Annotated in this window: 27 protein-coding genes and 1 tRNA gene; 10 read left to right on the top strand and 18 right to left on the bottom strand. The window is 34.3% G+C overall.

Translation table 11 applies throughout. From position 1 onward, the window contains the following. Positions 1–21 precede the first annotated feature (21 nt). From porD to JHL15_RS04150, 5 genes are all read right to left on the bottom strand, one after another. Entirely contained in the window at positions 22–927 is a 906-nt protein-coding gene (gene porD, locus JHL15_RS04170) for a type IX secretion system protein PorD (RefSeq protein WP_200243176.1), read from the bottom strand. A gap of 36 nt (positions 928–963) precedes the next feature. Continuing rightward, positions 964–2,169 (bottom strand): bifunctional phosphopantothenoylcysteine decarboxylase/phosphopantothenate--cysteine ligase CoaBC, encoded by a 1,206-nt coding sequence (gene coaBC, locus JHL15_RS04165; RefSeq protein ID WP_200243172.1) that lies wholly within the window; start codon positions 2,167–2,169, stop codon positions 964–966. A gap of 122 nt (positions 2,170–2,291) precedes the next feature. Further along, a complete protein-coding gene (locus tag JHL15_RS04160; protein ID WP_034681463.1) occupies positions 2,292–2,615 on the bottom strand; it encodes a DNA-directed RNA polymerase subunit omega in 324 nt (107 codons plus the stop codon). A 41-nt stretch (positions 2,616–2,656) separates the two neighbouring features. Next, a complete protein-coding gene (locus tag JHL15_RS04155; RefSeq protein WP_200243163.1) occupies positions 2,657–3,652 on the bottom strand; it encodes an outer membrane protein assembly factor BamD in 996 nt (331 codons plus the stop codon). Positions 3,653–3,751: 99 nt separating this feature from the next. Beyond that, a complete protein-coding gene (locus JHL15_RS04150) occupies positions 3,752–4,381 on the bottom strand; it encodes a TetR/AcrR family transcriptional regulator (RefSeq protein ID WP_200243154.1) in 630 nt (209 codons plus the stop codon). Between the two features lie 97 nt (positions 4,382–4,478). Between JHL15_RS04150 and JHL15_RS04145 the strand changes: the two genes are divergently transcribed. From JHL15_RS04145 to JHL15_RS04130, 4 genes are all read left to right on the top strand, one after another. Then, positions 4,479–5,105, top strand: coding sequence for a TatD family hydrolase (locus JHL15_RS04145; protein ID WP_200243151.1), 627 nt, complete (start codon positions 4,479–4,481; stop codon positions 5,103–5,105). Beyond that, positions 5,098–5,823, top strand: a complete 726-nt coding sequence (locus JHL15_RS04140; protein ID WP_200243148.1) for a tRNA threonylcarbamoyladenosine dehydratase — start codon at positions 5,098–5,100, stop codon at positions 5,821–5,823. The genes JHL15_RS04145 and JHL15_RS04140 overlap by 8 nt, the downstream gene beginning before the upstream one ends. Next, positions 5,823–6,194 carry a ribonuclease P protein component gene (gene rnpA / locus JHL15_RS04135; RefSeq protein WP_200243146.1) on the top strand — a complete coding sequence of 124 codons (372 nt, stop codon included), beginning with the start codon at positions 5,823–5,825 and terminating at the stop codon, positions 6,192–6,194. Before JHL15_RS04140 ends, rnpA begins: the two co-directional genes overlap by 1 nt. Before the next feature lie 103 nt (positions 6,195–6,297). Further along, positions 6,298–6,906 (top strand): DUF4126 domain-containing protein, encoded by a 609-nt coding sequence (locus tag JHL15_RS04130; RefSeq protein WP_200243144.1) that lies wholly within the window; start codon positions 6,298–6,300, stop codon positions 6,904–6,906. A gap of 68 nt (positions 6,907–6,974) precedes the next feature. On the opposite strand, the gene JHL15_RS04125 is transcribed toward JHL15_RS04130, so the two are convergent. The 12 genes from JHL15_RS04125 to JHL15_RS04070 form a co-directional block, all read right to left on the bottom strand. After that, positions 6,975–8,924, bottom strand: coding sequence for a hypothetical protein (locus JHL15_RS04125; RefSeq protein WP_200243143.1), 1,950 nt, complete (start codon positions 8,922–8,924; stop codon positions 6,975–6,977). A gap of 1 nt (position 8,925) precedes the next feature. Continuing rightward, positions 8,926–9,477: an LptE family protein gene (locus JHL15_RS04120; protein ID WP_200243142.1), complete on the bottom strand. Its 552-nt coding sequence runs from the start codon at positions 9,475–9,477 to the stop codon at positions 8,926–8,928. Then, a complete protein-coding gene (locus JHL15_RS04115; RefSeq protein ID WP_200243141.1) occupies positions 9,467–10,165 on the bottom strand; it encodes a DUF4013 domain-containing protein in 699 nt (232 codons plus the stop codon). Before JHL15_RS04115 ends, JHL15_RS04120 begins: the two co-directional genes overlap by 11 nt. Positions 10,166–10,167: 2 nt before the next feature. Then, on the bottom strand, positions 10,168–11,451 hold the full coding sequence (locus JHL15_RS04110) for a sigma-54 interaction domain-containing protein (protein WP_200243140.1): 1,284 nt from the start codon (positions 11,449–11,451) through the stop codon (positions 10,168–10,170). Positions 11,452–11,547: 96 nt separating this feature from the next. Continuing rightward, entirely contained in the window at positions 11,548–11,976 is a 429-nt protein-coding gene (locus tag JHL15_RS04105; protein WP_200243139.1) for a hypothetical protein, read from the bottom strand. 68 nt (positions 11,977–12,044) lie between these two features. Next, on the bottom strand, positions 12,045–13,481 hold the full coding sequence (gene miaB, locus JHL15_RS04100; RefSeq protein WP_200243137.1) for a tRNA (N6-isopentenyl adenosine(37)-C2)-methylthiotransferase MiaB: 1,437 nt from the start codon (positions 13,479–13,481) through the stop codon (positions 12,045–12,047). Between the two features lie 125 nt (positions 13,482–13,606). Beyond that, positions 13,607–14,365 (bottom strand): energy transducer TonB, encoded by a 759-nt coding sequence (locus JHL15_RS04095; RefSeq protein ID WP_200243134.1) that lies wholly within the window; start codon positions 14,363–14,365, stop codon positions 13,607–13,609. A 142-nt stretch (positions 14,366–14,507) separates the two neighbouring features. Beyond that, positions 14,508–16,241 carry a thiamine pyrophosphate-dependent enzyme gene (locus tag JHL15_RS04090; RefSeq protein ID WP_200243131.1) on the bottom strand — a complete coding sequence of 578 codons (1,734 nt, stop codon included), beginning with the start codon at positions 16,239–16,241 and terminating at the stop codon, positions 14,508–14,510. Between the two features lie 203 nt (positions 16,242–16,444). Next, positions 16,445–17,644, bottom strand: coding sequence for a diaminopimelate decarboxylase (gene lysA / locus JHL15_RS04085; RefSeq protein ID WP_200243128.1), 1,200 nt, complete (start codon positions 17,642–17,644; stop codon positions 16,445–16,447). A gap of 216 nt (positions 17,645–17,860) precedes the next feature. Further along, positions 17,861–19,084, bottom strand: a complete 1,224-nt coding sequence (locus tag JHL15_RS04080) for a 3'-5' exonuclease (protein WP_200243125.1) — start codon at positions 19,082–19,084, stop codon at positions 17,861–17,863. Next, entirely contained in the window at positions 19,085–19,447 is a 363-nt protein-coding gene (locus tag JHL15_RS04075) for a hypothetical protein (RefSeq protein ID WP_200243122.1), read from the bottom strand. It abuts the gene before it with no gap. 33 nt (positions 19,448–19,480) lie between these two features. Then, positions 19,481–21,007 (bottom strand): helicase HerA-like domain-containing protein, encoded by a 1,527-nt coding sequence (locus JHL15_RS04070; protein WP_200243118.1) that lies wholly within the window; start codon positions 21,005–21,007, stop codon positions 19,481–19,483. Positions 21,008–21,410: 403 nt separating this feature from the next. Between JHL15_RS04070 and JHL15_RS04065 the strand changes: the two genes are divergently transcribed. Genes JHL15_RS04065 through JHL15_RS04055 form a run of 3 tightly spaced genes read left to right on the top strand, consistent with a single transcriptional unit; the run spans position 21,411 to position 23,517 of the window. After that, a complete protein-coding gene (locus JHL15_RS04065; RefSeq protein WP_200243117.1) occupies positions 21,411–22,820 on the top strand; it encodes an MBL fold metallo-hydrolase in 1,410 nt (469 codons plus the stop codon). Positions 22,821–22,828: 8 nt separating this feature from the next. Next, on the top strand, positions 22,829–23,206 hold the full coding sequence (locus JHL15_RS04060) for a rhodanese-like domain-containing protein (RefSeq protein WP_200243114.1): 378 nt from the start codon (positions 22,829–22,831) through the stop codon (positions 23,204–23,206). 11 nt (positions 23,207–23,217) lie between these two features. Continuing rightward, the gene (locus JHL15_RS04055) at positions 23,218–23,517 is read left to right on the top strand and encodes a thioredoxin family protein (RefSeq protein ID WP_200243111.1); all 300 of its coding nucleotides are present in this window, start codon (positions 23,218–23,220) and stop codon (positions 23,515–23,517) included. Between the two features lie 70 nt (positions 23,518–23,587). Here JHL15_RS04055 and JHL15_RS04050 read toward each other — a convergent pair whose 3' ends face one another. Continuing rightward, positions 23,588–24,340, bottom strand: coding sequence for a nitrilase-related carbon-nitrogen hydrolase (locus JHL15_RS04050; RefSeq protein WP_200243108.1), 753 nt, complete (start codon positions 24,338–24,340; stop codon positions 23,588–23,590). 102 nt (positions 24,341–24,442) lie between these two features. Here JHL15_RS04050 and JHL15_RS04045 point away from each other — a divergent pair, with 102 nt between their 5' ends. The 3 genes from JHL15_RS04045 to JHL15_RS04035 all read left to right on the top strand — a co-directional run bounded on the left by JHL15_RS04045 (position 24,443) and on the right by JHL15_RS04035 (position 26,495). Next, positions 24,443–24,883, top strand: coding sequence for a DUF6646 family protein (locus JHL15_RS04045; RefSeq protein WP_200243106.1), 441 nt, complete (start codon positions 24,443–24,445; stop codon positions 24,881–24,883). 104 nt (positions 24,884–24,987) lie between these two features. Then, positions 24,988–26,337: an RIP metalloprotease RseP gene (gene rseP / locus JHL15_RS04040; RefSeq protein WP_200243103.1), complete on the top strand. Its 1,350-nt coding sequence runs from the start codon at positions 24,988–24,990 to the stop codon at positions 26,335–26,337. Positions 26,338–26,418: 81 nt separating this feature from the next. After that, positions 26,419–26,495, top strand: a tRNA-Asn gene (locus JHL15_RS04035). Positions 26,496–26,659 lie beyond the last annotated feature (164 nt).

The raw sequence follows: 26,659 nt of genomic DNA, 5'->3' as shown, positions 1-26,659 counted from the left end.
AGATATTTATGTTCTTAAACTCTATTTCCACTTATTCCATTTATCATTAAACTTTGGTGCAAAGGTCATCATCATTTGCTTGAGATCATTTAAGACAATCCCCCCATTGTTATTAGAATTGAAAATATTGAAAATCTCGTCACTCTTTACTTCAAGGAAAAGGTTCAATGCATAGTTCTGTTGAAAGCTATTTTCATAGGTCTTTAATTGGAGCAAAGCATCATAAATTACTTTCTTTGCCTGGGTTTGATCCTGATTGTACAGATTGTCCAGTCCGGCTCTGTGATAGGTATAATATATAGATCGTAACTGACTTAAATTGGGACCTGTAAGTTGATTAATCAAAATCCCTCTTGACCTTGGGCTCTTACCTCCAATTTGTTCCCAACCATCAAAACCTCTATTTTGAGCATTTTGAGCAATTTGCTGTGCTTTTGAAAACCACGGTGTTCCTCCCATAGATTGAAAGCTGTCAGCATCATAACCCAAAATAAGATAAACATAGTAGCTTATTACGTCAATTAAATTTTTTCCTGAAAACTGTCGGTCATTGAATATTAGATTTTCATTTTCTACATACTCAAAAGCAAAATTGGTGTCCTGCAAATTAAGTAACGGAGACTCATAATTTGAATTATAAACAGGTCGAACTGCCTGAATCACAATATTCCCACCATATCTGTTTCCATCTTTGGACATCAATACAATGGCAAAATTGGATTTGATCTTTTCAAAATTCTGAAGTTTTTTACCTGTCCAGCTTGTATTATTGATAAAATCCTTAAGACTTTTTTCCAATGTTTTAAAAGCCTGTTGGTTACTTCCAGCCAATTGTTGGGCATTCACCTGAACAGTAGACAACAACTCCTGAGAAAAGCTGATATTATATATGAAAAGCAGTAAAAATAAACCTATAAGTTTTTTCATTATCTATTAAAAATTGAGAACGGAAATTTATTAAAATTATTTTAAAAGTTGATACTCAACGAAATTGAGAATGTCTTTTGCTACATCATCCTTAGACTTCAGTTCAAATTCTTTTCTTTCTGTTTTGGTGAATATTCTTACTTTATTGGTGTCATTTTTAAAGCCGGCTCCTGTATCACGAAGAGAATTCAAGACGATCATATCTAAATTCTTTTTTTCCAGCTTCCCTTTTGCATTCTCCTCTTCATTCTGGGTTTCCAGAGCAAATCCAACTAAAAACTGATGGGTCTTTTTCTCTCCCATTGTTTTGAGGATATCAGGGTTTTTAACTAATTCAATGGTCAGATTATCATCATTTTTTTTGATCTTCTCTTTGGCTACTTCTTTAGGAGCATAATCGGCTACTGCTGCACTCGCAATGGCTATATCCACATTGTCATAAAACTGAAATACTTTATCCAGCATTTCTTTTGCGGAAGTTACTTTATGCAATTCTATATTTTGAGAATGAGTCTGTTGAGAACTCGGTCCGGAAACCAAAATAACCTTTGCTCCTCTTTTCGCAGCTTCTTCTGCTAATGAAAAGCCCATTTTACCAGACGAATGATTCCCTATAAATCTTACCGGATCAATAGCCTCATAGGTAGGTCCTGCAGTAATCAGAACTGTTTTGCCTTTGAAAGTTGTATCTTGATTAATTTCAGTGAAAAAATCATCAACAGCCTTGAAAATGGTTTCTGGTTCCGCCATTCTTCCCTGACCGATCAGACCACTCGCCAATTCTCCACTTTCAGCAGGAATAATAAAATGTCCAAAGTCTTCCGCCAGTTCTAAGTTTTGTTTTGTTGTAGGATGCTCATACATATCCAAATCCATTGCAGGCGCAATAAAAACAGGACACTTTGCTGACATATACGTTGCCAGTACTAAATTATCACACATCCCGTGGGTCATCTTAGCCAGCGTATTAGCAGTGCACGGCGCAACGATGATTACATCTGCCCACAACCCTAATTCCACATGACTGTTCCAACTGCCATTTTCATTATAAAAATCAGTATACACAGGTTTCTTGGACAATGTCGAGATACTCAGTTTAGTCACAAAATGTTCAGCATCGGGAGTCATGATAACCTGTACCTCAGCTCCATTTTTTATAAAGTCTCTTATCAAAAAATGAATTTTGTAAGCAGCAATTCCTCCAGAAATGGCAATAAGAATCTTTTTTCCGGAAACACTCATTTAGTTTTAATTTTTTAAAATACTAAATTACTTATTTTTTCCCACAACAGGTTTACAAACGACAAAGGTCATAAAGAAATTATTCCCTTATGACCTTCATTTATAAAAAATACAAATGATTTTTATTTTCTTTCTTCAGTCTTTCTGAAGTACACGTCTTCGTTCAACCATTCTTCAATTGCAATAGAAGTTGGTTTTGGAAGTTTTTCGTAATGTTTAGAGATCTCAATTTGTTCTCTGTTTTCGAAAACCTCTTCCAATGTAGAATTGTGAACAGCAAATTCGTCTAATTTGTTATGCAATTCAGTACGAATTTCTGCATTAATCTGCTCTGCTCTCTTTCCCATGATAACAATAGCTTCATAGATTGAACCTACTTTATCTTCAATCTTGTCTTTATCGTAAGTAATTGTATTTACTTCTGCTTTTGTATCTTTTACACTCATTTTGAGAAAATTATTTATTTATAAGGTGGCAAATTTACGAATTATCTTTTGATTTTGAAAGTGGCAGCAGGAGGAGGTGTCTGTAACTTAGCACTATCTCTCTGAATCTGCATTGCTTTTTTCTCTGTATCAACCTGATCTTTGATCTGTTGATCGGTCTTATTTCTCGCTTCCAGCTTGTCTGCTTCTTTCTTTTGCCTTGCAGTTAATGTTGCTAATCTAGCTTCAGTTTGCTTCTTTACAACTGCAAAATTTTGTTTTTCTTTGTCAAGTTTTTCTCTAAGATCTACTGCAGTTTTAGAATATTCCGTATTCGGAAGGTCTTTTTCGACTTGTTTTGTAAAAGCTATTGCACTTTCTATACGTTCTTCTTTAAGACCATAAACAGAATTTTGTGCAAGCAGATAACGAGACTTCATCATATAATCATAGATCTTCGGACGAAGTTTTGTACTTGGAAAGTCTTCCAATACATTTTCCAACGCAACAGTGGCTGATTTATAATCACCCATTTTATAGTATTGTCTTGCGTTTTCGTAAGATTTGAATTCTAGTTTATAGGTCAACTCGTCAATAAGCTGATTGATATTCTTAGACCTTTCTGAATTAGGATAATTATTAAGGAAGTCCTGTAATTCATTTACAGCTAACTCAGTACTTGTCTGATCCAAGTTGTAATCCATAGATCCTTCATAGTAACATAATGCAGACATATAAGCTGCTTCTTCTGCTCTTGGATCTTTTGGAAAGCTTACAGCAAAGTTTTTAAACTGATGTCCTGCTAACTTATAGTTCTTATCATAATAGTTGGCATAGGCGGTATTAAATCCAACATTAGGAAAATCATCAGTACCTGCAACGAGGTTAGCAAGCCTGTCGTAAAGAGCTAAAGCATTCTTCCATTTCTTTTTAGCAAAATTTTCATTTGCTGCCTTTAAGATGAAAGCTTTATCAGCACTTTTCAATGCTTTTTCCTGCTGACTTGCACATGATGAAATTACAGCTATGGCAAAAAGACCTAAAATATATTTTTTCATATAAAAATTCAACCATTCCCGGATTATTCCGATCTATTAATTTGCAAAAATATAACTTTTTTATCAATAGATTTTTTTTTATGATTATTTAACGTAATTTTAGTCCGCAGCGTATCCCAATATTGCAAAAACACTTAATAAAAGATTCATTCTTACTTTTTTCTCGGCCTCCTTGGCATAAGCTTCTTCATTTTTACTAGGTACATAGAGCTCGTAAAAGTTCTTATTGCGAATCACAAATAATGTAGACCCTATAATTGTTGTAAGGATATCTTCCGGCTTTGGAGTAAATGTAAAAACACCTGAAGCAACCCCTTTTTTGATTACCTCATCTAATTTTTTTACAAATAGCTGATAAAAATCCAATAACTCGACCTTCAGATTTTCTGTATGCCGAAGCTCCTGAGTGACAAACCCATGAAAATAATTATACTTAAACAATTGAGATACAATGTACTTTATGATTTCTTTCATTTGCATTTCGGGTTTACCATCTTTAATGGTATCTGCAAATTCTGAAAAGTTCTCTCTGGTTTTCAATACTCTGTATTGATAGAGATAGGACATCATTTTTTCTTTTGAACCAAAATAATAGGAAATCATTGCAACATTAATGTTTGCTTTGGAGCAAATATCCCTCACCGATGTTCCTTCATACCCTTTTTTCGCAATTAGCTCCTCGGCAATATCCAAAATATGGATTTGTTTTTCCGTAAATTTTTTTTTCATAAAGTGTCGATTTGAGTAAAGTTAAGAAATTTTTAACATATTTATAAACGTTCGTTTAAGAATTTTAAATTAATTCTAAATAATAGTATTTTTGACCATGGAATTTTTTGATTTTCACCATCATAAAAAAAATGTAACCTATGGCATTTACAATGTAGATATTGAAGATGTTATACCCACAGGTCCTTATTCTGTGGGGATCCATCCAAAAGATATTAATCCGGATATTCTTGACAAACAATTTAGCTGGTTAGATTCTGCAATCCATGAAAATTGTTTTACCATTGGAGAATGCGGCCTTGATGGTTTGGTACCCATTGATATGAAAATTCAGGAAATGGTATTTTTGAGACAAATCAAAATTTCCAATGAATTGAAAAAACCTTTGGTCATTCATTGTGTAAGAAAATTCTATGAGATTATTTCTTTCAGAAATAAGGCAGAACAGGCAATGGTCATCCATGGTTTTAATAAAAAACAAAGCATTGCAGAAGATCTGCTAAAAAATAATTTTTATTTGAGTGTTGGAAAACCTGTTTTGTATAATTTATCTTTGCAAAATACTTTGAAAATAGTTCCTTTAAACAGGATCTTCTTAGAAACTGATAATGAATACTTTAATATAGAAGAATTGTATCTGAAAGTTTCAGAAATAAAAGGAATTACATTGGAAGAACTTACTCAACAAATTAAAGAAAATTTAGAGACGATAAAAAATGGATAAATATTGGCTGGAAAGAACGGAACTGCTTATTAAAGAAGAAGGATTAGAAAAACTTAATAAGGCAAAGGTTCTGGTAGTAGGTTTAGGAGGTGTGGGTTCTTTTGCAGCAGAATTTCTGGCAAGAGCTGGTGTTGGCAGCATGACTATTGTAGATGGTGACACTGTAGATATTACGAATGTCAACAGGCAACTTCCCGCATTACATTCTACCGTTGGAAAGCACAAAGTAGATGTGGTTGCTGACAGGCTACTGGATATCAATCCAGGTCTCAATCTGATAAAGATCAATGAATTTTTAAATCCTGACCGAATGGATGAAATCCTTGATTCAGAAAACTTTGATTATGTTTTGGATTGCATTGACAGTGTAACGCCCAAGGTATACCTGATGATAGCTGCCAGAAAAAGAAAAGTAAAAATAGTGAGTTCAATGGGTGCTGGTGGTAAGATAGACCCAAGTAAAGTTCTTGTAAGAGATATCAGTAAAACTCAAAACTGTTTTTTAGCAAAGCAAGTGAGAAAAAGACTGAAAAAAGAAAAAATAGACAAGGGTATCAGATGTGTCTTTTCTAATGAATTACAGAATGAAGAAAGCTTAAAACTGACAGACGGAGCTAATTACAAAAGGTCTTTCTATGGTACAATAAGTTATATTCCTGCCATCTTTGGCTTGTATGCTGCAGCTGAAGTTATTAATTATTTAGTAAAAAAAGATTAATGCAAAACTTCGGATATCCTAAAGAGGAAAAGCTTAAAAAAACAAATGAAATTTCATTACTTTTCGAAAAGGGTAAATGGAGAACCTGTGAAAATCTGAGAATTATTTTGCTTAAGGATAAACCAAACCTACCAATAGAAACTTCTAAGTTCGGAGTTTCTGTTTCGAAGAGATACTTTAAAAAAGCAGTTAGCAGAAATAGAGTAAAAAGATTATTGAGAGAATGCTATCGTTTACATAAAGATCTATTCAAAGCTTCTTTCGGAGAAAAAACATTTGCCATGCTATTTTGGGTTTCGCCTGAAATGCCAGAGAAGTTCCAGGACGTTGAGTCTCAATTCATAAAGCTTTGTCAGGCTCAGAAAAAATAACTAATTATTTCAGGGGGTCACATCTTTTCATTTAGGAATAGAAATTAGATAAAAGCTTACAATAGTTTTTGTAACTTTATGGGAAACCAATCTGAAAATTAATATGTTAGATAACATTCCCTACTTTCCTTATATATTAAGTGCATTTATTGGTATCGGGCTTTCTGCAGCAACAGGCTTTAGGGTTTTTCTACCCATTTTTGCTGTTAGTCTTGCTTCTTACTTACATTGGATTCCTATGAGTGAACAGTTTGAGTGGCTCGCCGGACTTCCTGCACTTATAACAACCGGTATCGCGACCATTGCCGAGATTTTGGCTTACTACATTCCCTTTGTTGATCATTTACTGGATACCATTTCGGTTCCAATGGCTACGGTTGCAGGATCTATATTATTTGCAAGCCAGTTCGCGGATTTTGGAACATTTCCCCAATGGGCATTAGCAATAATTGCTGGTGGTGGAACTGCAGCAACAATTAGTTCGGGATTTGCAGGGCTCAGAGCAGCATCAACTGCAACCACCGGAGGACTTGGTAATTCTGTTGTCGGAACTACTGAAACTGCAGGAGCTGGGATTATGTCTGTTCTGGCTATGGCTCTTCCCATTATTGCAGCGATTTTGGCAATCATCTTAGTGATCCTCGTTATTGTATTTGGACGTAAAGCATGGCGAAAGTTAAGACGTAATAATGGTGTAATAGATAAAGTATAAAAATAAAAGGGTTGAATTTACATTCAACCCTTTTAAATATTTTTCTTGTCTGAGTAGAACTCTAAGAATTAATTTTTCCCTCTAACATCTTTTACTTCCTGAACTTTATCTTCAAAATAAGACTTCTTTTCAGGGTGCTTAGTAGCTAATATTTCAAATGCTTTTATCGCTTTAGTATACAATTTTTGTTCAAAATACAGTTTAGCAAGTGTTTCCGTCATCAAATGTGAGATATCATCATTTTTTTCTTTCACCACAAAATTGCTTTCATCTTTTAGCTGACTTATTTTGGGATTATTCTCTATGAAAGATTCGATAACTTTATTTTTAACCTCAGCCTTATCCTTTTCAGGTTCTTTCTCTGTACGATCTATTTTCAGCCAGCTCTGCCAAGTATTGATGAAGCCTGGAACATTGCTATCAACAGGATCGGAAGATATTTCTTCCTTCTCTACAATATCTTCTTCCGGACTTTCTTCTTTTTCTTCCTCATTATGTGTCCAACTTGAAATATCTGAGCTAAAGAAAGAAACATTCATTACCGGTACTTCTTCCTTGTTGTTTTCTACAGCATTTTCTGTATCAGATATTTCTTCTTGCGCTTCCTTGGATTCCTCTTCTACGTCCTCGATTGGTTCAGAAACCACCTCTATTGGTGTTACATTCTTCTCTATTGGAAGCTCTTCTTTTATTATTTCTTCTTTTGGCTTAGAAGGTTCTATCGGTTTATTGAGTAACGAATCCGGAACATTAGATTCAAAACTCATTGGTTTCCAATCAGATTTTATGTCTGCATTAAAATCAGTGCTCGCAGTTTCGTTTAAAACTTCTGTTTTTATTTCGGAATCTTCTGAACTCTTAACATCAGTAGTTTCCTGAACGACCTCTTTTTTTTCTTTTTCTTCTTCTTTAATTACCGGATGAAAGCTCTGAGTTTCAGCAAAGTTGATATCATGACTTACCATTTCCGGTTCGTCTTCTTTTTTCTGGTCTGCAATTACTTTGCTTGCCTTCATCTTTTTCTCAACTTCTTCAATCAGTCTTCTCATTTCATCCTCATGTTTGTTGAAACTTGGTTGAGAAATTTCAGATACAGGAAGTTCACCTCTCGTACCAGATTCTATTTTGACATCAGGCATGAAAGAATCAGTTCCATGGAAACTTAATTCAGAATTATCCGAAACCTCTTCTTTTTCAATTGGAGAAGTGATTTGATCTTCATTGATAATTTCTTCAGGAGTAAATTCTGTTGATTCATTATCTTTAAAATCATTACCTACCTCTTTCGAAGGTTCCTCTTCCTGAATATCATTTACCTGATTTATATTTTCAGAAGCTCCTGATTCAGAAGAAATAGCCAGTTCAATATCTTCAGCAGAGATGTCCTCCGATTCATCAGGTTTAACAACTTCATCTAAATCAGTATTTCCTTGAAGAGATTCAATTTCCTGAACTGGTTCTTCTGAAGGAATAATATTCTGTTTTTGAGTAACAATCGTTCCTGATTCTAAGGTAGATTCAAGATCAATTGTTTCATGATTATTTTCATCAAGGAAATTTTCCTCGCCTTCAAATAAGATTCTATTCCGTTCTCCATTTACATAAATGTGCTTGATTTCAGGTAATGCACCTGGAAGTTGAGAAGGAACGGACTCTTTTATCTGCGATTTTCCAGACAGTTCTTCTCTTTTGATAGGGAAACTCTTACTCTTCGGAAAATATCTTGATCTATTTTCAACTTCAGTTGTATTCTTATTTTCTACAATTTCAGGCTTTGTTTTCTGTTGGATTTTTCCGTTAATTAACTGATACAGAATCTTTTTATCTGTAGTATAAGCAGCTGTGGTAGATAATTCTTTTTGATAATTTTCCTGATCATAAAGATGAACACCATACAGATGTAAAGCTCTTATATTTTGAATATAGGGAAAAGAATTAATTTCCTCTTTCAGAAGATTAAGATCTTCTGATTGAATGTTTTTGGGGTTCTTTAATAATTCTAAAACTCTATTATTCATCTTACCAGTTCGCTACAATATCGTTAAATATCTTATTAATGATTCTATCGTTTACAATTTTCACCTGTGAATTTTCTATATCACTTTGAGATAAACTGCTGTTAAATACAGCCTCATCTGAATAGGTTCTATCAAAACTTAATTCAGAATGTAATTTATTCTCATAATGTACCTTTACCGTAATGGTAAGCTTGTTTTGTGATTCCTGTATGACTCCACCAGTGGATGTTGTCTGTGTATTGGAACTAATTGTAGTAGGAGTAATTGAGTAATCTGTAATTTCTCCTTCTACCAAAATATCAGCATTTTCTTTTGTTCCTTTCAGGGTTGTTCTTTGTAAGAAACGATTCTGAATTGCCGTAGAAAATTGTTGCGCCAAAGTAGGATTTACCAAAGCAGCATTATTTGGAAATTCATTAATCTGAATTGTTTTTTCGTCCTTCAAAGAGGATCCTGTAAAACTATAACACGAGTTTAAAGTAGTCAGGCAAAGCAACAAAAGACCAACAATTTTCAGTTTCATTATATTGATATTCTTAATTTTAAAATTCATTTTTTGATCCGATTTCTTTTATTTCATCATATTCGATTTGCTGAAGAGCATCCTCAAATGCAAAGTAATGGGTTGTATAAAAATAAGGCATTGTAATCAAAATACCAATCCCACAAAGAAGTATTCCTATTTGAGAAAGAAATCCAACAACAATCGCAAATAAGAAAATAGACAGCAAATTATTTTTTGTCATAATCCTGGACATACTCCATGCAGTCTTGATATCACGAATCCCCTTTAAGGAAATCAGTGCTGGTATATAAAACCCAAGTAAAGCTACAATAAAAATAGCGATAAAAATTATGAACATATACGGCATCATAAATATTGCGACAGCAGCGGAAGCATCATCTCCACCTGCCATTGAACTCACTGGAATTAATATAAACAGTGGAATATACAGAACTATAACCGCCGCTATAATGATCAACTGTACGATAAAATAAGGTAAAAAATCATCAAAATTAAAAATATCACCTACGTTTGCTTGCTCTCCTTTGTTTACTTTTCTGCAATATTTATAAAAATTTCCCATTGCCAGGAGTCCACAAAAAGGTATAATAGCCATTATCATACATACAATGTAAGCTACTAAGAAATTCCCAAAATCTTTTTTTAAAAGTTCCAGACCTTTATTCAGGTATTCATTTAATTTAAATTCGATAGGCTTTGCCTTACTATTCATCATAATTAATCTTCTAGATTGTATTGTTTTATTTTCCTATATAAAGTTCTTTGTGAAATACCAAGCTCATCGGCGGCTTTATTTCTACGTCCCTTATGCTTTTCCAAAGCCTTGATAATCAAATCCTTCTCGTTGTTTTGCAGCGAAAGAGACTCAGGTCTATTTTCCTCGATTTCTATATCTTCTATATCTTCATAGCTATCATCCGGAGTAGACATAATAGTTGGTGTTTGAACTACCGGGTGACTGTCCTCAAAATACAATAAAGAATTTGAATTCCCATTTTGTTGGGTTTCCTGGGTATATAGTCTGTTTATCAGTGTCTTCTCCTGAGAACTCAGATCATTAGCCCCCCTGTTTTTGATTAATTCTGAAGTCAGCGATTTTAAATCATTGATATCGTTTCTCATATCAAAGAGGATTTTATACATAATCTCTCTTTCATTCCCAAAGTCACTCTGTTTCTGCGAATTGGGTGTATTAACCACCATTGGCAAATGAGTTTCCATAGGTATATACTCTGACAGCTTTTCAACGTTTACAGTTCTTTCACGCTCGACAACGGTCATTTGCTCAACTAAATTCCTTAGTTGACGTACATTTCCAGGAAAGCTATAGTTTTCAATATAGTGTACAGCACTTGGATCTAATACCAATTCCGGCATTCTGTATTTTTCAGCAAAATCTATGGCAAATTTTCGGAATAGTAAGTGAATATCTCCTTTTCGATCACGTAAAGGAGGCATATCGATTTGCACTGTATTCAAACGATAAAATAAGTCTTCACGGAATCTACCATCCTGAATGGCTTTCATCATGTTGACATTGGTAGCTGCAACAATTCTCACATTGGTTTTCTGCACCTGAGAAGAACCTACTTTCATAAATTCTCCACTCTCTAAAACCCTCAATAGACGAACCTGTGTCTGCAAAGGAAGTTCTCCAACCTCATCAAGAAATATCGTTCCACCATCGGCTACTTCAAAATACCCTTTTCTGGTAGCTGTAGCTCCGGTAAATGCTCCTTTTTCGTGTCCGAATAATTCTGAATCAATGGTTCCTTCTGGAATTGCTCCACAATTGACAACGATATAGGGCTGATGTTTTCTTCTGGATTCTGAATGGATAATTTTAGGAATAAATTCTTTTCCAACTCCACTTTCTCCAATTACTAAAACGGAAATATCTGTGGGTGCTACTTGAATAGATTTTTCTAAGGCGCGATTTAGAGCTGGAAAATTTCCAATTATTCCAAAACGATTTTTTATATTTTGTAACTCGTTACTCATAAGTAAATTAGATTATTGATCTTAAGTTTCGTCCGTATTTAAAAATCATACAGACTTCGTTTAATTTGTTAAATAATAGTTGTAAAATTTTGAATTCTAACTTATTATATCCAAATAATCTTTGTTTCTGATCTTCGAAACTTTACTTTTGAAATAGGTTCCTTCGACGAACCTGTATACTTTATTCTCTTTCTCAAAATTTACTAAAACCTGTTCATATTTCCTATTCTCAAGGTTCCCTCCGGAATTGTATTTATGCGCAGTGAAGTTATATTGTTTTTGAGAAGATATTTGAATAAGATCCCCAGCATTTTGCTTATGATTGATTGCATAACAAGGGGTGGTCTTTTTTCTTTCAGAAAGGAAACAGTCTTTAGTATCCTGAGAATTAAAAAACTGGGAATAGACTTCATGCAGTCTTTTATAAGCCTCATTTTCAACGGAGCAATGGTTGCTCTGTGCTGAAATATTACTGCAAATTATTACCAATAAAACACTCAGGCAATATTTATGAAGCTTTTCCATTGTCTATTTTAAGGTTATTGATAATAATTTATTTATAATTAATGATTTCTATCCAATCAGAAGAAGGGTTATTTTACGGTCTCCCCTAAAAGCGTGCCTTGTGTATTATCAAATACAAAAACATCCACAATGTCACCCATCTTTTGCCCTTCCAGCATATCAAATACGCAAACAGCATTCTGGGAATTTCTTCCTTTCCATTGCTTTTTATTCTTTTTTGAAATTCCTTCAATTAAAACCTGATGAACTCTTCCTACATAAGATTTCATACGATTTTTCGAAAGTTCTCCCTGTAAAGCAATAACTTCTGCCAAACGTCTTTGTTTAACATCTGCAGGAATATTATCTTCCATTTTTTTATGTGCCGGAGTTCCAGGTCTTTCAGAATAAGCAAACATATAACCATAGTCATACTCTACTTCTCTCATCAGACTCAAGGTATCCTGATGATCTTCTTCAGTTTCATTACAGAAACCAATGATCATATCCTGCGAAAAAGAAATATCAGGAACTATTTGTTTAGCTTTAGCAATAAGCTCTAAATATTCTTCACGGGTATGTTGTCTGTTCATTGCAGCAAGCATATTATTGCTTCCACTTTGTACAGGAAGGTGAACGTATTTACAGATATTCTCATGCTTTGCCATTATCCTGAAAACATCTAAGCTCATATCCTGAGGATTGGATGTTGAGAATCGTATTCTCATCTGAGGAACAGCCTTAGCAACCAGATCAAGCAAGTTAGCAAAATCAACAGCTGTAGCTTTCTGCATTTCAGAGGCTTTAGCAAAATCTTTTTTAGGACCTCCACCATACCATAAGTAGGAATCAACATTTTGTCCTAAAAGGGTAATTTCTTTATAACCATTGTTCCAAAGGTCTTTACACTCTTCAAGAATAGAGTGCGGATCACGGCTTCTTTCTCTTCCTCTGGTAAAAGGAACAACACAGAAAGTACACATATTATCGCAACCTCTTGTTATCGTAACATAAGCAGTTACACCATTTCCTCCCAGACGAACCGGGTTGATGTCTGCATAGGTTTCTTCTTTGGAAAGGATAACGTTAATAGCATCTCTACCATCTTCTGTTTCTTTTAATAGATTAGGTAAATCTCTGTAAGCATCTGGTCCAACCACAAGATCAACCAGTTGCTCTTCTTCCAGAAATTTAGTTTTCAATCTCTCAGCCATACATCCTAAAACACCAACCGTCATATTTGGACGTTCTTTTTTAAGATTTTTGAACTGGGAAAGACGCATTCTTACCGTTTGCTCAGCTTTCTCACGTATAGAACATGTATTTAAAAGAATTAAATCAGCCTCTTCTACTTTTAACGTTGTATTATATCCTTGTTCATTTAGGATAGAAGCAACAATTTCAGAATCAGAGAAATTCATCTGACAGCCATAGCTTTCTAAAAACAATTTTTTAGAATTCCCGTCTCTTTCAGCAATAGCAAAAGCTTCTCCCTGTTTTGTTTCGTCTATATATTTTTCCTGCACTATAATCAATTTAAGTTTTACATCACAAAGTTAAAGCACTCTTTTCACAACTTTGAATTTTGAACGCTAAAACTTTAAGTAATCAATTTGCAAAGATACAAAATATTGTGACAGAATGGCAGAAATTATTCACCATATGAAAAACTTAGAGGAAGTCTAAATCTATAATTAACAGGTTCTCCATGAATAGTAGCTGGTGTCCATTTCTTTCGTATACTTCTGATCCCATCTAAAATTCGCTCATCAAATTCTTTATTACCAGAAGATTCTACTAATTGAAGATCAACCAGCTTTCCTTCTCTATTGATTACAAAAGTTACAACCAATTGAAAAGCTTTATTCCATACAAATCCTCTTAAATCAATATTCTTCACAACCTCCGCTCTAAAAGCATTAATACCTCCAGGCATTCCTTCCTTTTTCCCAAATCCTGCTATCTCTTCAAAATTTTCTGCAACATATCCTTCTTTATACTTATCAAACAAGGCATCAGGAAAAATAATGAATCTCGTAAGTGCCGGTTTCTTAACATTATCAAGAACAGCTGGTTTCCATTTATCCATATACTTTAAAACTTCCAGGCTCAGTTCAAATGCACATTTACTTTTAATGGTAGAGTCAGGATTTAATTCATCTATTACATATTTGATAGAAGCATCCTCAAAAACCACCAGTTTAAGAATGTGGACCTCATTTTTATTTTCACATGGTTTTAGACCTTTATCCTTTAGGATCTGATGAAAGTCCTTATAAAATTGAACATCTCCGCCTTCATAAGCATCTTGCCCTTTTGGATAAAAGTAATATTCAGCCCCAGTCGATTGACTAAATAGTGATAAAGAAAAACATATTAGAAAAACAGAGGTAAGAAATTTCCCGATCATATGCGTTTGTAGCAATTAATTTTCTGCAAAGAAAAAAAATTAAATTACCGCTTTCTCATTATGAATAAAAAAAGATAAAATTTAATATTAAAAAAGCCCCATATTAAAAAATGGGGCCTATAAATATTTCAATAGATCTTAATTACAACAATCCTTTAATGTGCTTGTAATTGCTTTTCACTGTTTCCAAAACTTCCTCCATTTTTCCACCCAGCATCAGTTGTGCCATGGACCTGGTCATTCCTATTACCTGATCGAAATCTATTTTTGGAGGTAAGGCCAAAGCATTAGGATTAGTGAAAATATTTAAAAGGTATGGTCCGTTATGATTTAAACACTCTTGTATAGCAGATTCCACTTCCTCTGGTTTGTGAACATTTTTTCCGGGATATCCCATTGCCTGAGCAACCATAGCAAAGTCAGGATTGATCATATCCGTTTCATTATCCGGCATTCCTCCTACTTCCATTTCCAGCTTGACCATTCCCAAAGTCCTGTTATTGAAAACGATCAGTTTTATTGGTAATTTATACTGAAAAATAGTTGCCATGTCTCCCAATAACATTGATATTCCACCATCTCCACACATTGCAATTACCTGTCGATCCGGATGAGCTAATGAAGCACCTATTGCCATCGGCATCGCATTAGCCATGGAGCCATGATTAAAAGATCCAAGCATTTTACGCTCCCCGGTTCCTGTTATAAATCTTGCTCCCCATACACAACACATTCCTGTATCAACCGTAAAAATAGCATCTTTCGTTGCTAAACGGTCCAACGTATTTGCTACATATTCCGGCTGAATAGCATCTTCTTTTCCAAAATCTTTCACATAAGCAAGTTGGTTTTCTTTTACCTTGTTATAAAATTCCAGTTGTTGATTAAGAAAATGCTCATCCGTTTTTTCTTTTAATAAAGGTAATAATGCTTTTACGGTTTCTTTTACATCTCCGGTAAGTCCAAGCTCCAGTTTGGCTCTTCGTCCCAGTCTCTCAGGACTTTCATCAACCTGAACAATTTTATTTTTTACCGGCATAAATTTTTGGTAAGGAAAATCTGTTCCCAAAAGAATAACAAGATCCGCTTCATGCATCGCATGATATGCTGAAGGAAAACCTAATAAACCAGTCAATCCAACTTCATTTGGATTATTGGGTTGGATCGCCATTTTACCTCTGAATGAATATCCTACAGGAGCTTTTAAGAGTTTTGACAATCCAACAACCTCAGAATTAGCATTTTCGGCTCCGATTCCACAATAGATCGTTACTTTTTCACTTTCATTAATAAGCTTTGCTAAATGAGTTAATTCTTCATCCGAGGGACGAACAATTGGATTTGTTCTGAATATTTGATTGGATGTTGTCGCTACTTCTGCATCCATTTCTGAAACATCACCAGGAAGACCAATAACAGCTACACCCTTTTTGGATAATGCATGCTGAATTGCTGTTTGAACAGTTCTCTGGACCTGCTCTGGTCTTGTGATCATTTGATTATAATAACTGCAGTCATCAAATAATTTTATGGTATTCGTCTCCTGGAAATAATCTGTTCCCATCTCATCGCTGGGAATCGTGGAAGCAATCACCAACATAGGAACATGCGAGCGGTGTGCCTCATAAACTCCATTGATAAGATGAACATGTCCTGGCCCACTACTTCCTGCACAAACAGCAAAGCCATCAAGCTCCGCTTCTGCCGCCGCTGCATAAGCACCTACTTCCTCATGACGAACATGAATCCATTTGATACTGCTCTTCTTCACCGCTGCATTTAAATGATTGAGACTATCCCCTGTTACTGCATAGATCCTTTTCACATTTGCTTTTTCAAGCATTTCAACAATTTGTTCCGCTATATTTTTTGCCATAATTAATGTTTTTGTGCTAGTTATTATATCTCGAATACAGAAAAAGAATAGAGGCAGCCCATATTCTTTTCTGTCTAAAAGCTTATACTCCTATCAAATTTAATTAATTATTTCAGGACCTCTATTGAAACTTACTGTTAATTTTCTATAATTAACATCAAAAAAAACTCCGCAATTTCTTGCGGAGTTTCTGATATTTTAGTTTAGATTACTTCAATCTGATTTCTCAATAAATCTTCAAATTCATCTCTCTTACGAATAAGATGAGCTTTACCATCTAAGAATAATACTTCAGCAGGCTTCAATCTGGAATTGAAATTAGAACTCATTTCAAATCCGTAAGCTCCTGCAGTGTGGAAGGCAAGGATGTCCCCTTCTTTTACTTCATTTAATTTTCTGTCCCACGCAAAGGTATCGGTCTCACAAATGTTCCCGACAACAGTATAAATTCTTTCAGGTCCTTTTTGATTTGATAAATTTTCAATCGTATGGTAAGAATCATAAAACATTGGACGGATCAGGTGATTGAATCCTGAATTAACACCAACGAAAACTGTAGCAGTCGTTTGTTTGATCACATTGGCTTTCACTAAAAGGTATCCACTTTTCCCTACCAAAAATTTTCCAGGTTCAAACCATAATTCAAATTTCCTACCTGTATCTTTAGAAAAATCGGAAATTACTTTCTCTACTTTCTTGCCTAATGTTTTCACATCAGTTTCCATCTCACCTTCCTGATAAGGAATCTTGAAACCACTTCCCATATCAAGATATTTTAAATTAGGGAAATGTTCAGAAAGCTCCAGCATAATGTCCAGCGCCTGTAAGAAAACATCCGGATCTTTGATTTCACTTCCTGTATGCATGTGAAGACCTTCAACATTAAGGTTGGTACTTTTCATTACTCTTTCGATATGACGCACCTGATGAATAGAAATTCCAAATTTACTATCGATGTGGCCTGTTGAAATTTTATAATTTCCTCCTGCAAAAATATGTGGGTTGATTCTTACCAGAATTGGATATGTATTCCCGTATTTGTTTCCAAACTGTTCAAGAATAGAGATATTATCGATATTGATATGAACCCCGTGCAGCATAGCCTCTTCAATTTCAGCCAGATCTACACAATTGGGTGTAAATAATATTTTTTCTTTAGGAAACCCAGCCTTTAAGCCAAGCTTTACTTCGTTAATAGAAACACAATCCAAAGAAGCACCCAGGTTCTTGACATACTTTAGAATATTGATGTTGGTTAATGCCTTTGCGGCGTAAAAGAACTTAGTGTGTTTTAAAAAAGAAGATGTAAGTTTTTCGTATTGGGTTTTGATGGATTCAGCATCGTAAACATACACCGGGGTGCCAAACTCATTGGCAATCTTTAATAATTCTTTTGAATTCATAATTTCATTTTAACATAAAAAAAGGCAGAATCTTTGCTCAAGAGTCTGCCACATTAATTATTTTTATGCAAGACAACTCTTTTACATATTCCAAACCTTAGAAAACCTTACGGCTCCCTTTTTTCCAGTTTTGATTTGTTTAAAATATTGCATTGCTTATTTTTTTATTTTGGCAAAAATACTATTTATTTTTTACTTTAGGAAAAATGATTTTTATCATTTCGGCAGTGGGAGTGTCTCAAAATCACCGCGAAGCAGCGCCAGTTGCAATTCATTATTCAAATCAGCAGAAGACAAAGGCAAATCTATTTTCAATTTGGAAAGCCTGCTTAATGTCTGAATCTGCGTAAATAATTCATAAAAACCATAAGAAATAACTTTTCCGTTTTCAACAATTAAAAATAATTTTTCACCAAGTTTTCTTCCTGGTCCCAGCCAAAGTTCATTCCTCTTTTTAAAATCTATTTTCTTTTTAAAAACGTTTACGTCATCATATTCTTTCTGGCTTCCAATAAATTGAATAGCTTTTGCTCCCTGAGTAAAAGATCTGAATCTTAATAAAGGTCTGTCATCTTTATTCAAAGTATTCTTCTCAACAATATATTTATTATTTTTATAATAAAGCCCAAAAGGCAGCACTTCTCTTTTCTTTATATTTTTTGAATTGAGTATAAGTTTAGCTATAATATCATTTCCAGTTAGTTCAAAACTAATCTGTTCGACATTATTTTGGATAGCTTCCCACTTTTTTGATTTTGAATTAAAAACCTTTTTTGAAAATTTATTGATATCCTGAACATATTCAGACAGGATAATTTTCCCTTTTTCACTCTGAAAATAAACAAAACCTTTCTCATTAGGCAAATCTTGCGTTAACTGCTTGATTTTATTAATATATGTTTTCGCATTGGTTTCGTCATGATGCTCCTGTATAATTTCATTTTCCGTGTCTTTTGAAACCAGGAGTTTAAAAAGTTCTAAAGTAGCCCTCGCATCTCCATCAGCCCGATGATGATTCGTTAAAGGAATTCCTAATGATTTTACAAGCTTTCCAAGAGAATAACTTGCTTCATCTGGAATTAATTTTTTAGCCAGTGGAATAGTATCTAAAGTATTGATTTTAAAATCATAACCAAGTCCTTTGAACGATTGGCGAAGCATTCTGTAATCAAAATCAATATTATGTCCAACAAGGGTGGTATTTTGAGTAATTTCAATCACTCTTTTTGCTATTTCATGAAATTTCGGAGCAGTCTTAACCATTTTCGGAGTAATACTGGTTAGCTTCTGCACGAATGGTGTAATATCACTTTCAGGATTAACAAGAGAAATAAACTGGTCGACAATTTTCTGCCCATCATATCTGTAGATGGCAATATCTATAATGCATTCTTTTCTATAACCTGCACCATTACTTTCTATATCTATAATTGAATACATTTAATTTGATCTTAAAATAATATTTTTTCTTCGACTCCACTTAACAATTCCAGTCATTAAAAGACTGAACACAAGTGTTAAAAGGCTAAGTACATAACCCATGCCATATGTCCATAAAGGCTGTAACTCTTTATTTTGAGCATCTTTAACTGTTGAAACAAAAACAGCAAAAATAATGTATACACTAATGAAAGACATAAGCCCTCCAAATAATTGATACATCCACTTTTTATTGATCAATAAAGGCAATCCGGCTAAAATAACAAAAATTATGTCAAAAAAAACAAAGTTCCCATTAACGGAGTCCATAATCAGATTAACAAGAGCTAATCCGATAAAATAAAATGATGATAAATTTTTCATGGTTATTAGGTATGAAATTACATCAGTATGAGATTATCTTCTTCTGCCTCCCAGTCCAAACATTCCGAGAACCGCTTTTGCTCCTTCTCTCATCAAAGTGGAGGTAAATGTTCTTCCAGCCTGACTTTGCAGTACCTGTTCAAACATCCCCGGCTCTTCTTTTACCGGTTTGGCCTTTTGTGTTGGTGCTGGATTTTGGGCAGCCTGCTCCATTCTGGAGGTTAGTATCTCGTAAGCTGACTCTTTGTCTATAGCTTGCTGATATTTAGCAACTAAAGCTGATTTCCCTGTAAGTTCAGAAACCTCATTCTCATTAAGAACATCCATTCTTGATTCCGGAGAGATTAAATAGGTATGAACCAGTGGTGTAGGAATTCCTTTTTCATCCAGTGCTGTTACAAAAGCTTCTCCAATTCCTAAATTCTGAATTAAATTTGAAGCATTATAAAATTCTGTTGTTGGATAGTTTTCAACAGCTTTTGAAATTTCTTTTTTATCTTTTGCAGTAAACCCTCTCAATGCATGTTGAATTTTCAATCCTAATTGAGAGAGAACATTTTCAGGAACATCACCAGGAATTTGTGTGATAAAATAAATACCAACTCCTTTTGAGCGGATCAATTTCACCATTGTTTCAATTTGAGAAAGCAATGCTTTAGAAGCCTCATTAAAAATTAAATGGGCTTCATCAATGAATAAGACCAATTTTGGTTTTCCACTATCACCTTCTTCAGGGAATGTCATATATATTTCAGCAAAAAGAGAAAGCATAAATGTTGAAAACAACTGTGGTTTATTTTGAATATCTGCTACTCGTAAAATATTGACAACCCCTTTTCCATCTCTCGTCTCAAGCAGATCTTCAACATCAAAGCTCAGCTCTCCAAAGAAGCTTGCTGCTCCCTGCTGTTCCAAAGCTACAATCGATCTAAGAATTGTTCCCAGAGAAGATGGTGCTATTGAACCATAGTTCGCAGTCATCTCTGCTTTACCTGCTGCATTATCAGTAACGTATTGTAAAACTTTCTTCAGGTCATTCAGATCAATCAATGGAAGCCCTTTATCATCACAATATTTAAAGATAATTGACATAATGCTCTGCTGAGTATCATTTAATTCTAAAATTTTACTCAACAAAACAGGTCCAAATTCTGTTACTGTCGCTCTTAATTTCACTCCAGCTCCGCCGGAAATGCTCATCAGTTCTACTGGAAATGCCTGTGGATTATAAGGCAGCTCGGTCTTTGCATATCTTTCCTGTATTATAGAATTCATTTCACCTGCTTCAGCAATCCCTGAAAAGTCACCTTTAATATCGAGTACCAAAGAAGGAACTCCTGCATGAGATAATTGTTCTGCAAAAACCTGTAATGTTTTGGTTTTACCAGTTCCGGTAGCTCCGGCAATAAGACCATGTCTGTTGATCGTTTTTAAAGGAATCGTTACATTCACCTCGTTTACGACTTCACCATCCAGCATTCCTTTTCCTAATATAATGTGTTCTCCCTTTGGAGTATATCTCGCGCTTAGCTCGTCAATAAATTGTTTTTTATCTGCCATTTGATTTTTTTAACATATAAATATAAAATTTTTTATAAAATATCAGACCATTAAAGTTGGATTCTTAGAAACAAGATCAACAATCTTTTGGGTAATTCTCTGAAAGACTACAATGTAACAACTGCTCAAAAAATAACATAAACTCCATCCACTATGAAGACATATTGAAGATTAAAACCCCTTTACGTATTTATTTTTGTTTTTAAAGCATGACAAAAAACAGTCTACTAATTTGGTGCGTTTATCACAAATCCTTTCTATTTGAAAACAAATCACTTTCGTTCTCTACCTATACGAAAAAGCCTCTAAATTGAAATAAACTATTATTCAGATTTAACATTTCGTTTACAATTCATCTAATACTTTGTATCTTTAACTCAAATTTAATTTTAAAATCTAGTCAATGAAAGTTGAACAAATATATACGGGCTGTCTAGCTCAGGGAGCCTATTATATTGTATCAGAAAACGAAGCTGCAATTATAGATCCTCTACGAGAGGTAAAACCATATCTGGATCGTCTTGAAAAAGACAATGTAACTTTAAAGTATATTTTTGAAACTCATTTCCATGCTGATTTTGTTTCGGGACATTTGGATTTAAGTAAAAAGACAAATGCTCCTATTATTTATGGCCCGACGGCCAATCCTGAATTCGAAGCAATCATAGCAGAAGATCATCAGATTTTTGAAATTGGAAAGGTAAAAATAAAGGTTTTGCATACTCCCGGTCACACAATGGAAAGTACAACGTATCTTTTAATTGATGAAAACGGTGTTGAAACTGCAATATTTACAGGTGACACTTTATTTTTAGGTGATGTTGGAAGACCTGACCTTGCACAGAAAGCAACTAATCTTACACAGGAGGACCTTGCAGGAATTTTATATGAGAGTCTTCATAGTAAAATTATCCCATTAGATGACTCTATTACGGTTTATCCAGCACATGGAGCCGGATCAGCTTGTGGAAAAAACATGCAGAAAGAGACAGTAGATACGCTTGGTAATCAAAAAAGAACGAATTATGCTTTAAACCAACCTGATAAAGAATCTTTTATAAAAGAGGTTTTGGATGGTTTAACTGCTCCTCCTAAATATTTCGGAATGAATGTAGCCCTAAATAAAGGAGGCTATGAAAGCATAGACACCGTGATGGATAAAGGACTGAATCCGATTTCGGTTGAGGATTTTGAAGGTTTTGCAGAAGATTCCGGAGCTTTGATCTTAGACACAAGAGGTGCTGCAGAATTTCACAAAGGTTTTATTCCTAACTCTATAAATATAGGTTTAAAAGGAGATTTCGCCCCTTGGGTAGGAACTTTAATTGTAGATGTAAAGCACCCACTGCTACTGGTTACAGACGAAGGTACCGAAGAAGAAGTAATCACCAGATTAAGCAGAGTTGGATTTGATAATGTTTTAGGATACCTGAAAGGAGGATTTAAAGCATGGCAAAATTCAAATAAAGAAACAGATGAAATTAAAAGAATTTCTCCTTCCGAATTTGTAGAGCAATTTGATGAAAAGGCGACAATAATTGACGTTCGAAAACTTACAGAATACGCAGCTGAACATATTGACAATGCATTCAATAGGCCACTTGATAACATCAGCGATTGGGTAACTTCCATTGATGATTCAGAACATTTTTTCATTCATTGTGCAGGAGGATACCGAAGCATGGTTGCCGCAAGCATCCTTAATTCACACGGAATCAGAAACTTTACTGAAATCGAAGGTGGTTTTAACGCAATTAAGAAAACCGAAAAATTACCTACTTCAGATTTCGTTTGTCAGTCAAAAACATTATAAATCAAAGAATGAGAAGTAAGGGTTGGGGATTTATATTTGCTGTATCAATTATTACAAGTGCATGTAAAACAGCACCCATTGCACAAAACAACACTCCTGCAAATATTAAGGAAATAGTTAATAGCAATGATGTTACTTTACTGGACGTGAGAGTTCCTGAACAATATAAAGAAGGAACGGCAAAAAATGCAATCAACATTCCTCTTGCTCAAATCCCAAATAATATTGATGCTCTAAAGGGTAAGAAGGTAGTTGTTTTTTGTAACAAAGGAATACAGGCAGATCAGGCTATGGAGATTTTAAAGAAAAATGGAGTGGAAGCCTATGATGGAACAAGCTGGAAAAATGTAAAAGCCATTCAGGACGAAAATACGACTAAACCATAAACACCAAAATCATGTCAGAAAAATTTAAAGAACTTATTAACTCCGAAAGACCAGTTTTAATTGACTTTTTTGCCACATGGTGTCAACCATGCAAAGTGCAGTCTTCGGTCTTAACTACAGTAAAAGAAAATGTAGGTGAAGGAGCAAGAATCATAAAAGTAGATGTAGACCAATATCCTGCTATTGCATCGCAATACGGAGTACGTGGAGTTCCTACTTTAGCAATATTTAAAGATGGAGAACTTCTCTGGAAGGAAAGTGGTGTACATGATGTAAACACTTTAACTCAACTTTTGAAACAATACGAATAAAACTGTGAAAATCTCACAGTTTTATTTTTATGGAATGAGTCTGATTCATTTCTAAACTTGAATCTCTGGTCTACATTTCAATAGAAAAATGATCTCTATCATTTAAAAACTGAAAATGTTTTCTGAAATCCTTTAATTCTTCTAAGTTCAATTCTGCTGAAACAATATTCTTGTCTTTTTGGGAAATCTCTTTACCATCAGCAAAAAAACAATGGGTGCTTTCCTGATAAAAAAGATTATTTCCGTCTGTTCCAATTCTATTCAATCCAAAAACAAAAGATAAATTTTCAATAGCCCGGGCTTTTAATAAATGCTCCCATGCTCCTACTCTCTTCTCAGGCCAGTTAGCCACATATAGAATTGCATCATAATCATCATTATTCCTTGCAAAGACAGGAAAGCGAAGATCATAGCAAACCTGTAATAAAAAACGGATTCCTTTATGTTCAACAATTACTCTTTCTTTTCCTGGTGTATACACTTTATCTTCACCTGAGAAAGAAAACAAATGCCTTTTATCATAAAAAATGATTGTGGAATCAGGTTTTACAAAATACATTCGATTGTAGAAATTACCATTCTCTTCAACCGGAGCGCTACCACAAAATGCAGTATTTTTCTCTTTTGAAATCTTCTTCAAAAATTCTAATGTTTCCTCATTTCGATCTGAAACTTCAGAAGCATCCATACAAAAACCTGTAGAAAACATTTCCGGCAGGAGAAACAGATCAGCCTCCTGATTATTTAATTCTTCTTCTATTAAACGAAAGTTTTCATTTTTATCTTTCCAGACAATATCTAAATTTAATCCCTTAATTTTCATAAAATCATTCAAAATCTTGTATAAAAATAGGGTTTTTAATCGATTTCGGTTCTATTTTTGTTGCTCAATATTTTTAGTAAATACATCAAAAGTTTAAATTTTATGAAGAAATTGGTTTTTATATTTATGGTTATCTTCTTTGGAGCTACCGTAAATGCTCAGGCCTGGACAGGAAAAGGAGATCAGAAAATACAACTTGGCTTTAGTGCCTGGGGATATGGAACAGGAGTTACAGGAACCTATGATTACGGACTGAATAAGCTCATTTCTGTAGGAGCTGGGTTAAATGGTTATTTTAGCGGATATAAAAACAATGATAATGACAACAGGGTTTTCATCTTTGGAAGGTTGAATTTTCATTTAAAAGAAACTTTACAGTTACCGGAAAAATTAGATATCTATCCGGGAGTAGATCTTGGTGTTCTTGGAAAGGATTTTGGAATTGGCGCTCATATTGGAGCACGCTACTTTTTCACGGAGAGAATCGGGGTATTTGCCGAGGTTGGTAACAATGGCAGTCTTGGAGTTTCTATAAATTTATAAAAACAGTCTGATTATATGACAAAGCTTCTCTATATGAGGAGCTTTTTTATTTGGCATAGTTTTGATAATTGTTACCTTTGCAAATTAAAATCTAAAATTTATTAATGGAATTAGCAATTAAAATTTTTCAATTCATATTAAGCATTTCTATCTTAGTCGTTCTTCATGAACTTGGGCATTTTTTACCTGCCAAATGGTTTAAAACCAAAGTAGAAAAGTTTTATTTATTTTTCGATCCTTGGTTTTCTATTGCAAAGAAAAAAATCGGTGAAACGGAATATGGTATCGGATGGCTTCCTTTCGGAGGGTATGTGAAAATTGCAGGAATGGTGGATGAAAGCATGGATACAGAGCAATTGAAGCAGCCTGCACAACCGTGGGAATTTCGTGCAAAACCGGCTTGGCAGAGATTAATCATTATGATGGGTGGAGTTACAGTTAACTTTTTCCTTGCCTGGTTAATTTACAGCTGCCTTTCTCTTTTTAATGGAGAGATGTACACAGACCTTACAAAATTTGATAACGGTATCGGTGTAACCGAAGCTGGTAAAAAAATGGGATTCCAAAGTGGTGATAAAATTGTCTCTATAGATGGAAAACCAGCAGAAAGATTGGAAAATTCAGCTATTAATATACTTTTCAGTGATCATGTGACTGTTCTTAGAAATGGAAAAGAAGTAACATTTAAAGTAAATGAAGATGGTGTAGCTGATGTTATCAAACAAAGAGAAGCAAAACTATACATCACTCCAAGAATTCCAATGATCATTGATTCTTTAGCGACTCCTTCTTCAAAAGCATCAGGATTAGCTAAAGGGGATAGAATTATAGCCATCAATGGAAAATCAACACCTTTCTTCGACGAGGTAAGTTCAACATTAGCTGAAAACAAAGGGAAAACAGTTAACATTGAGGTAACTCGTGGTACTGAAAAGCAAACCATTTCTGCACCAGTAGATAAAAATGGTAAATTAGGAATCGCTGTTGACCAAAAAAGCCTTGCAAGTGTAGTAACTGATAAAAAATATTCTTTTGGAGAGTCTATTCCAAGAGGATTTGAGAGAACAATTGAAGCTTTAACCATGCAGGTAAAGCAATTCAAAATCATGTTCAACTCTAAGATCCAGGGATACAAAAATGTAGGGGGCCCAATTGCAATTGTGAAATCTATGCCAGTAAATAAAGCTGCGGATGGTAGTTTTGCAATCAACTGGCCAGCTTTCTGGAGTTTTACGGCAATGTTCTCAATCTGGCTAGCATTTCTGAACCTTATTCCTATTCCGGGACTTGATGGTGGACATGTTATTTTTACATTATATGAAATTATTGTCGGAAAACCAGTTCCTCAAAAGGTGTTGGAAAACGCACAGATGATTGGGGTTATCTTCCTGTTAGGCTTGATGTTACTGATTTTCGGAAGCGACATATTTAAAATATTTACAGGAAAATTATAAGATTTTTCAAATTTTCAAAAGAAAAATTTGTGTGGTATAGATATTCGTCCTATATTTGCACCACTTAAAAACAAAGGACATTCCTCCTTAGCTCAGTTGGTTAGAGCATCTGACTGTTAATCAGAGGGTCGCTGGTTCGAGCCCAGCAGGAGGAGCCAAAAAGACTTACATTTCTGTAAGTCTTTTTTTTGCTTTATATCTTCAAATTCCTACAATTTAATTGCTTTAAGCTCTAAACATTTTTCAAAAATATTAGATATTTGTAACTTATTATTAAGTTTTCATACTCTTTAGTAAAAAGCTTTAGCGACTTCTTTTATAA

Source organism: Chryseobacterium paridis (assembly GCF_016595215.1).
GTDB lineage: Bacteria > Bacteroidota > Bacteroidia > Flavobacteriales > Weeksellaceae > Chryseobacterium > Chryseobacterium paridis.
Note: the sequence above shows the minus strand (reverse complement) of the source record. Positions and strands in the feature narration are given on the sequence as shown.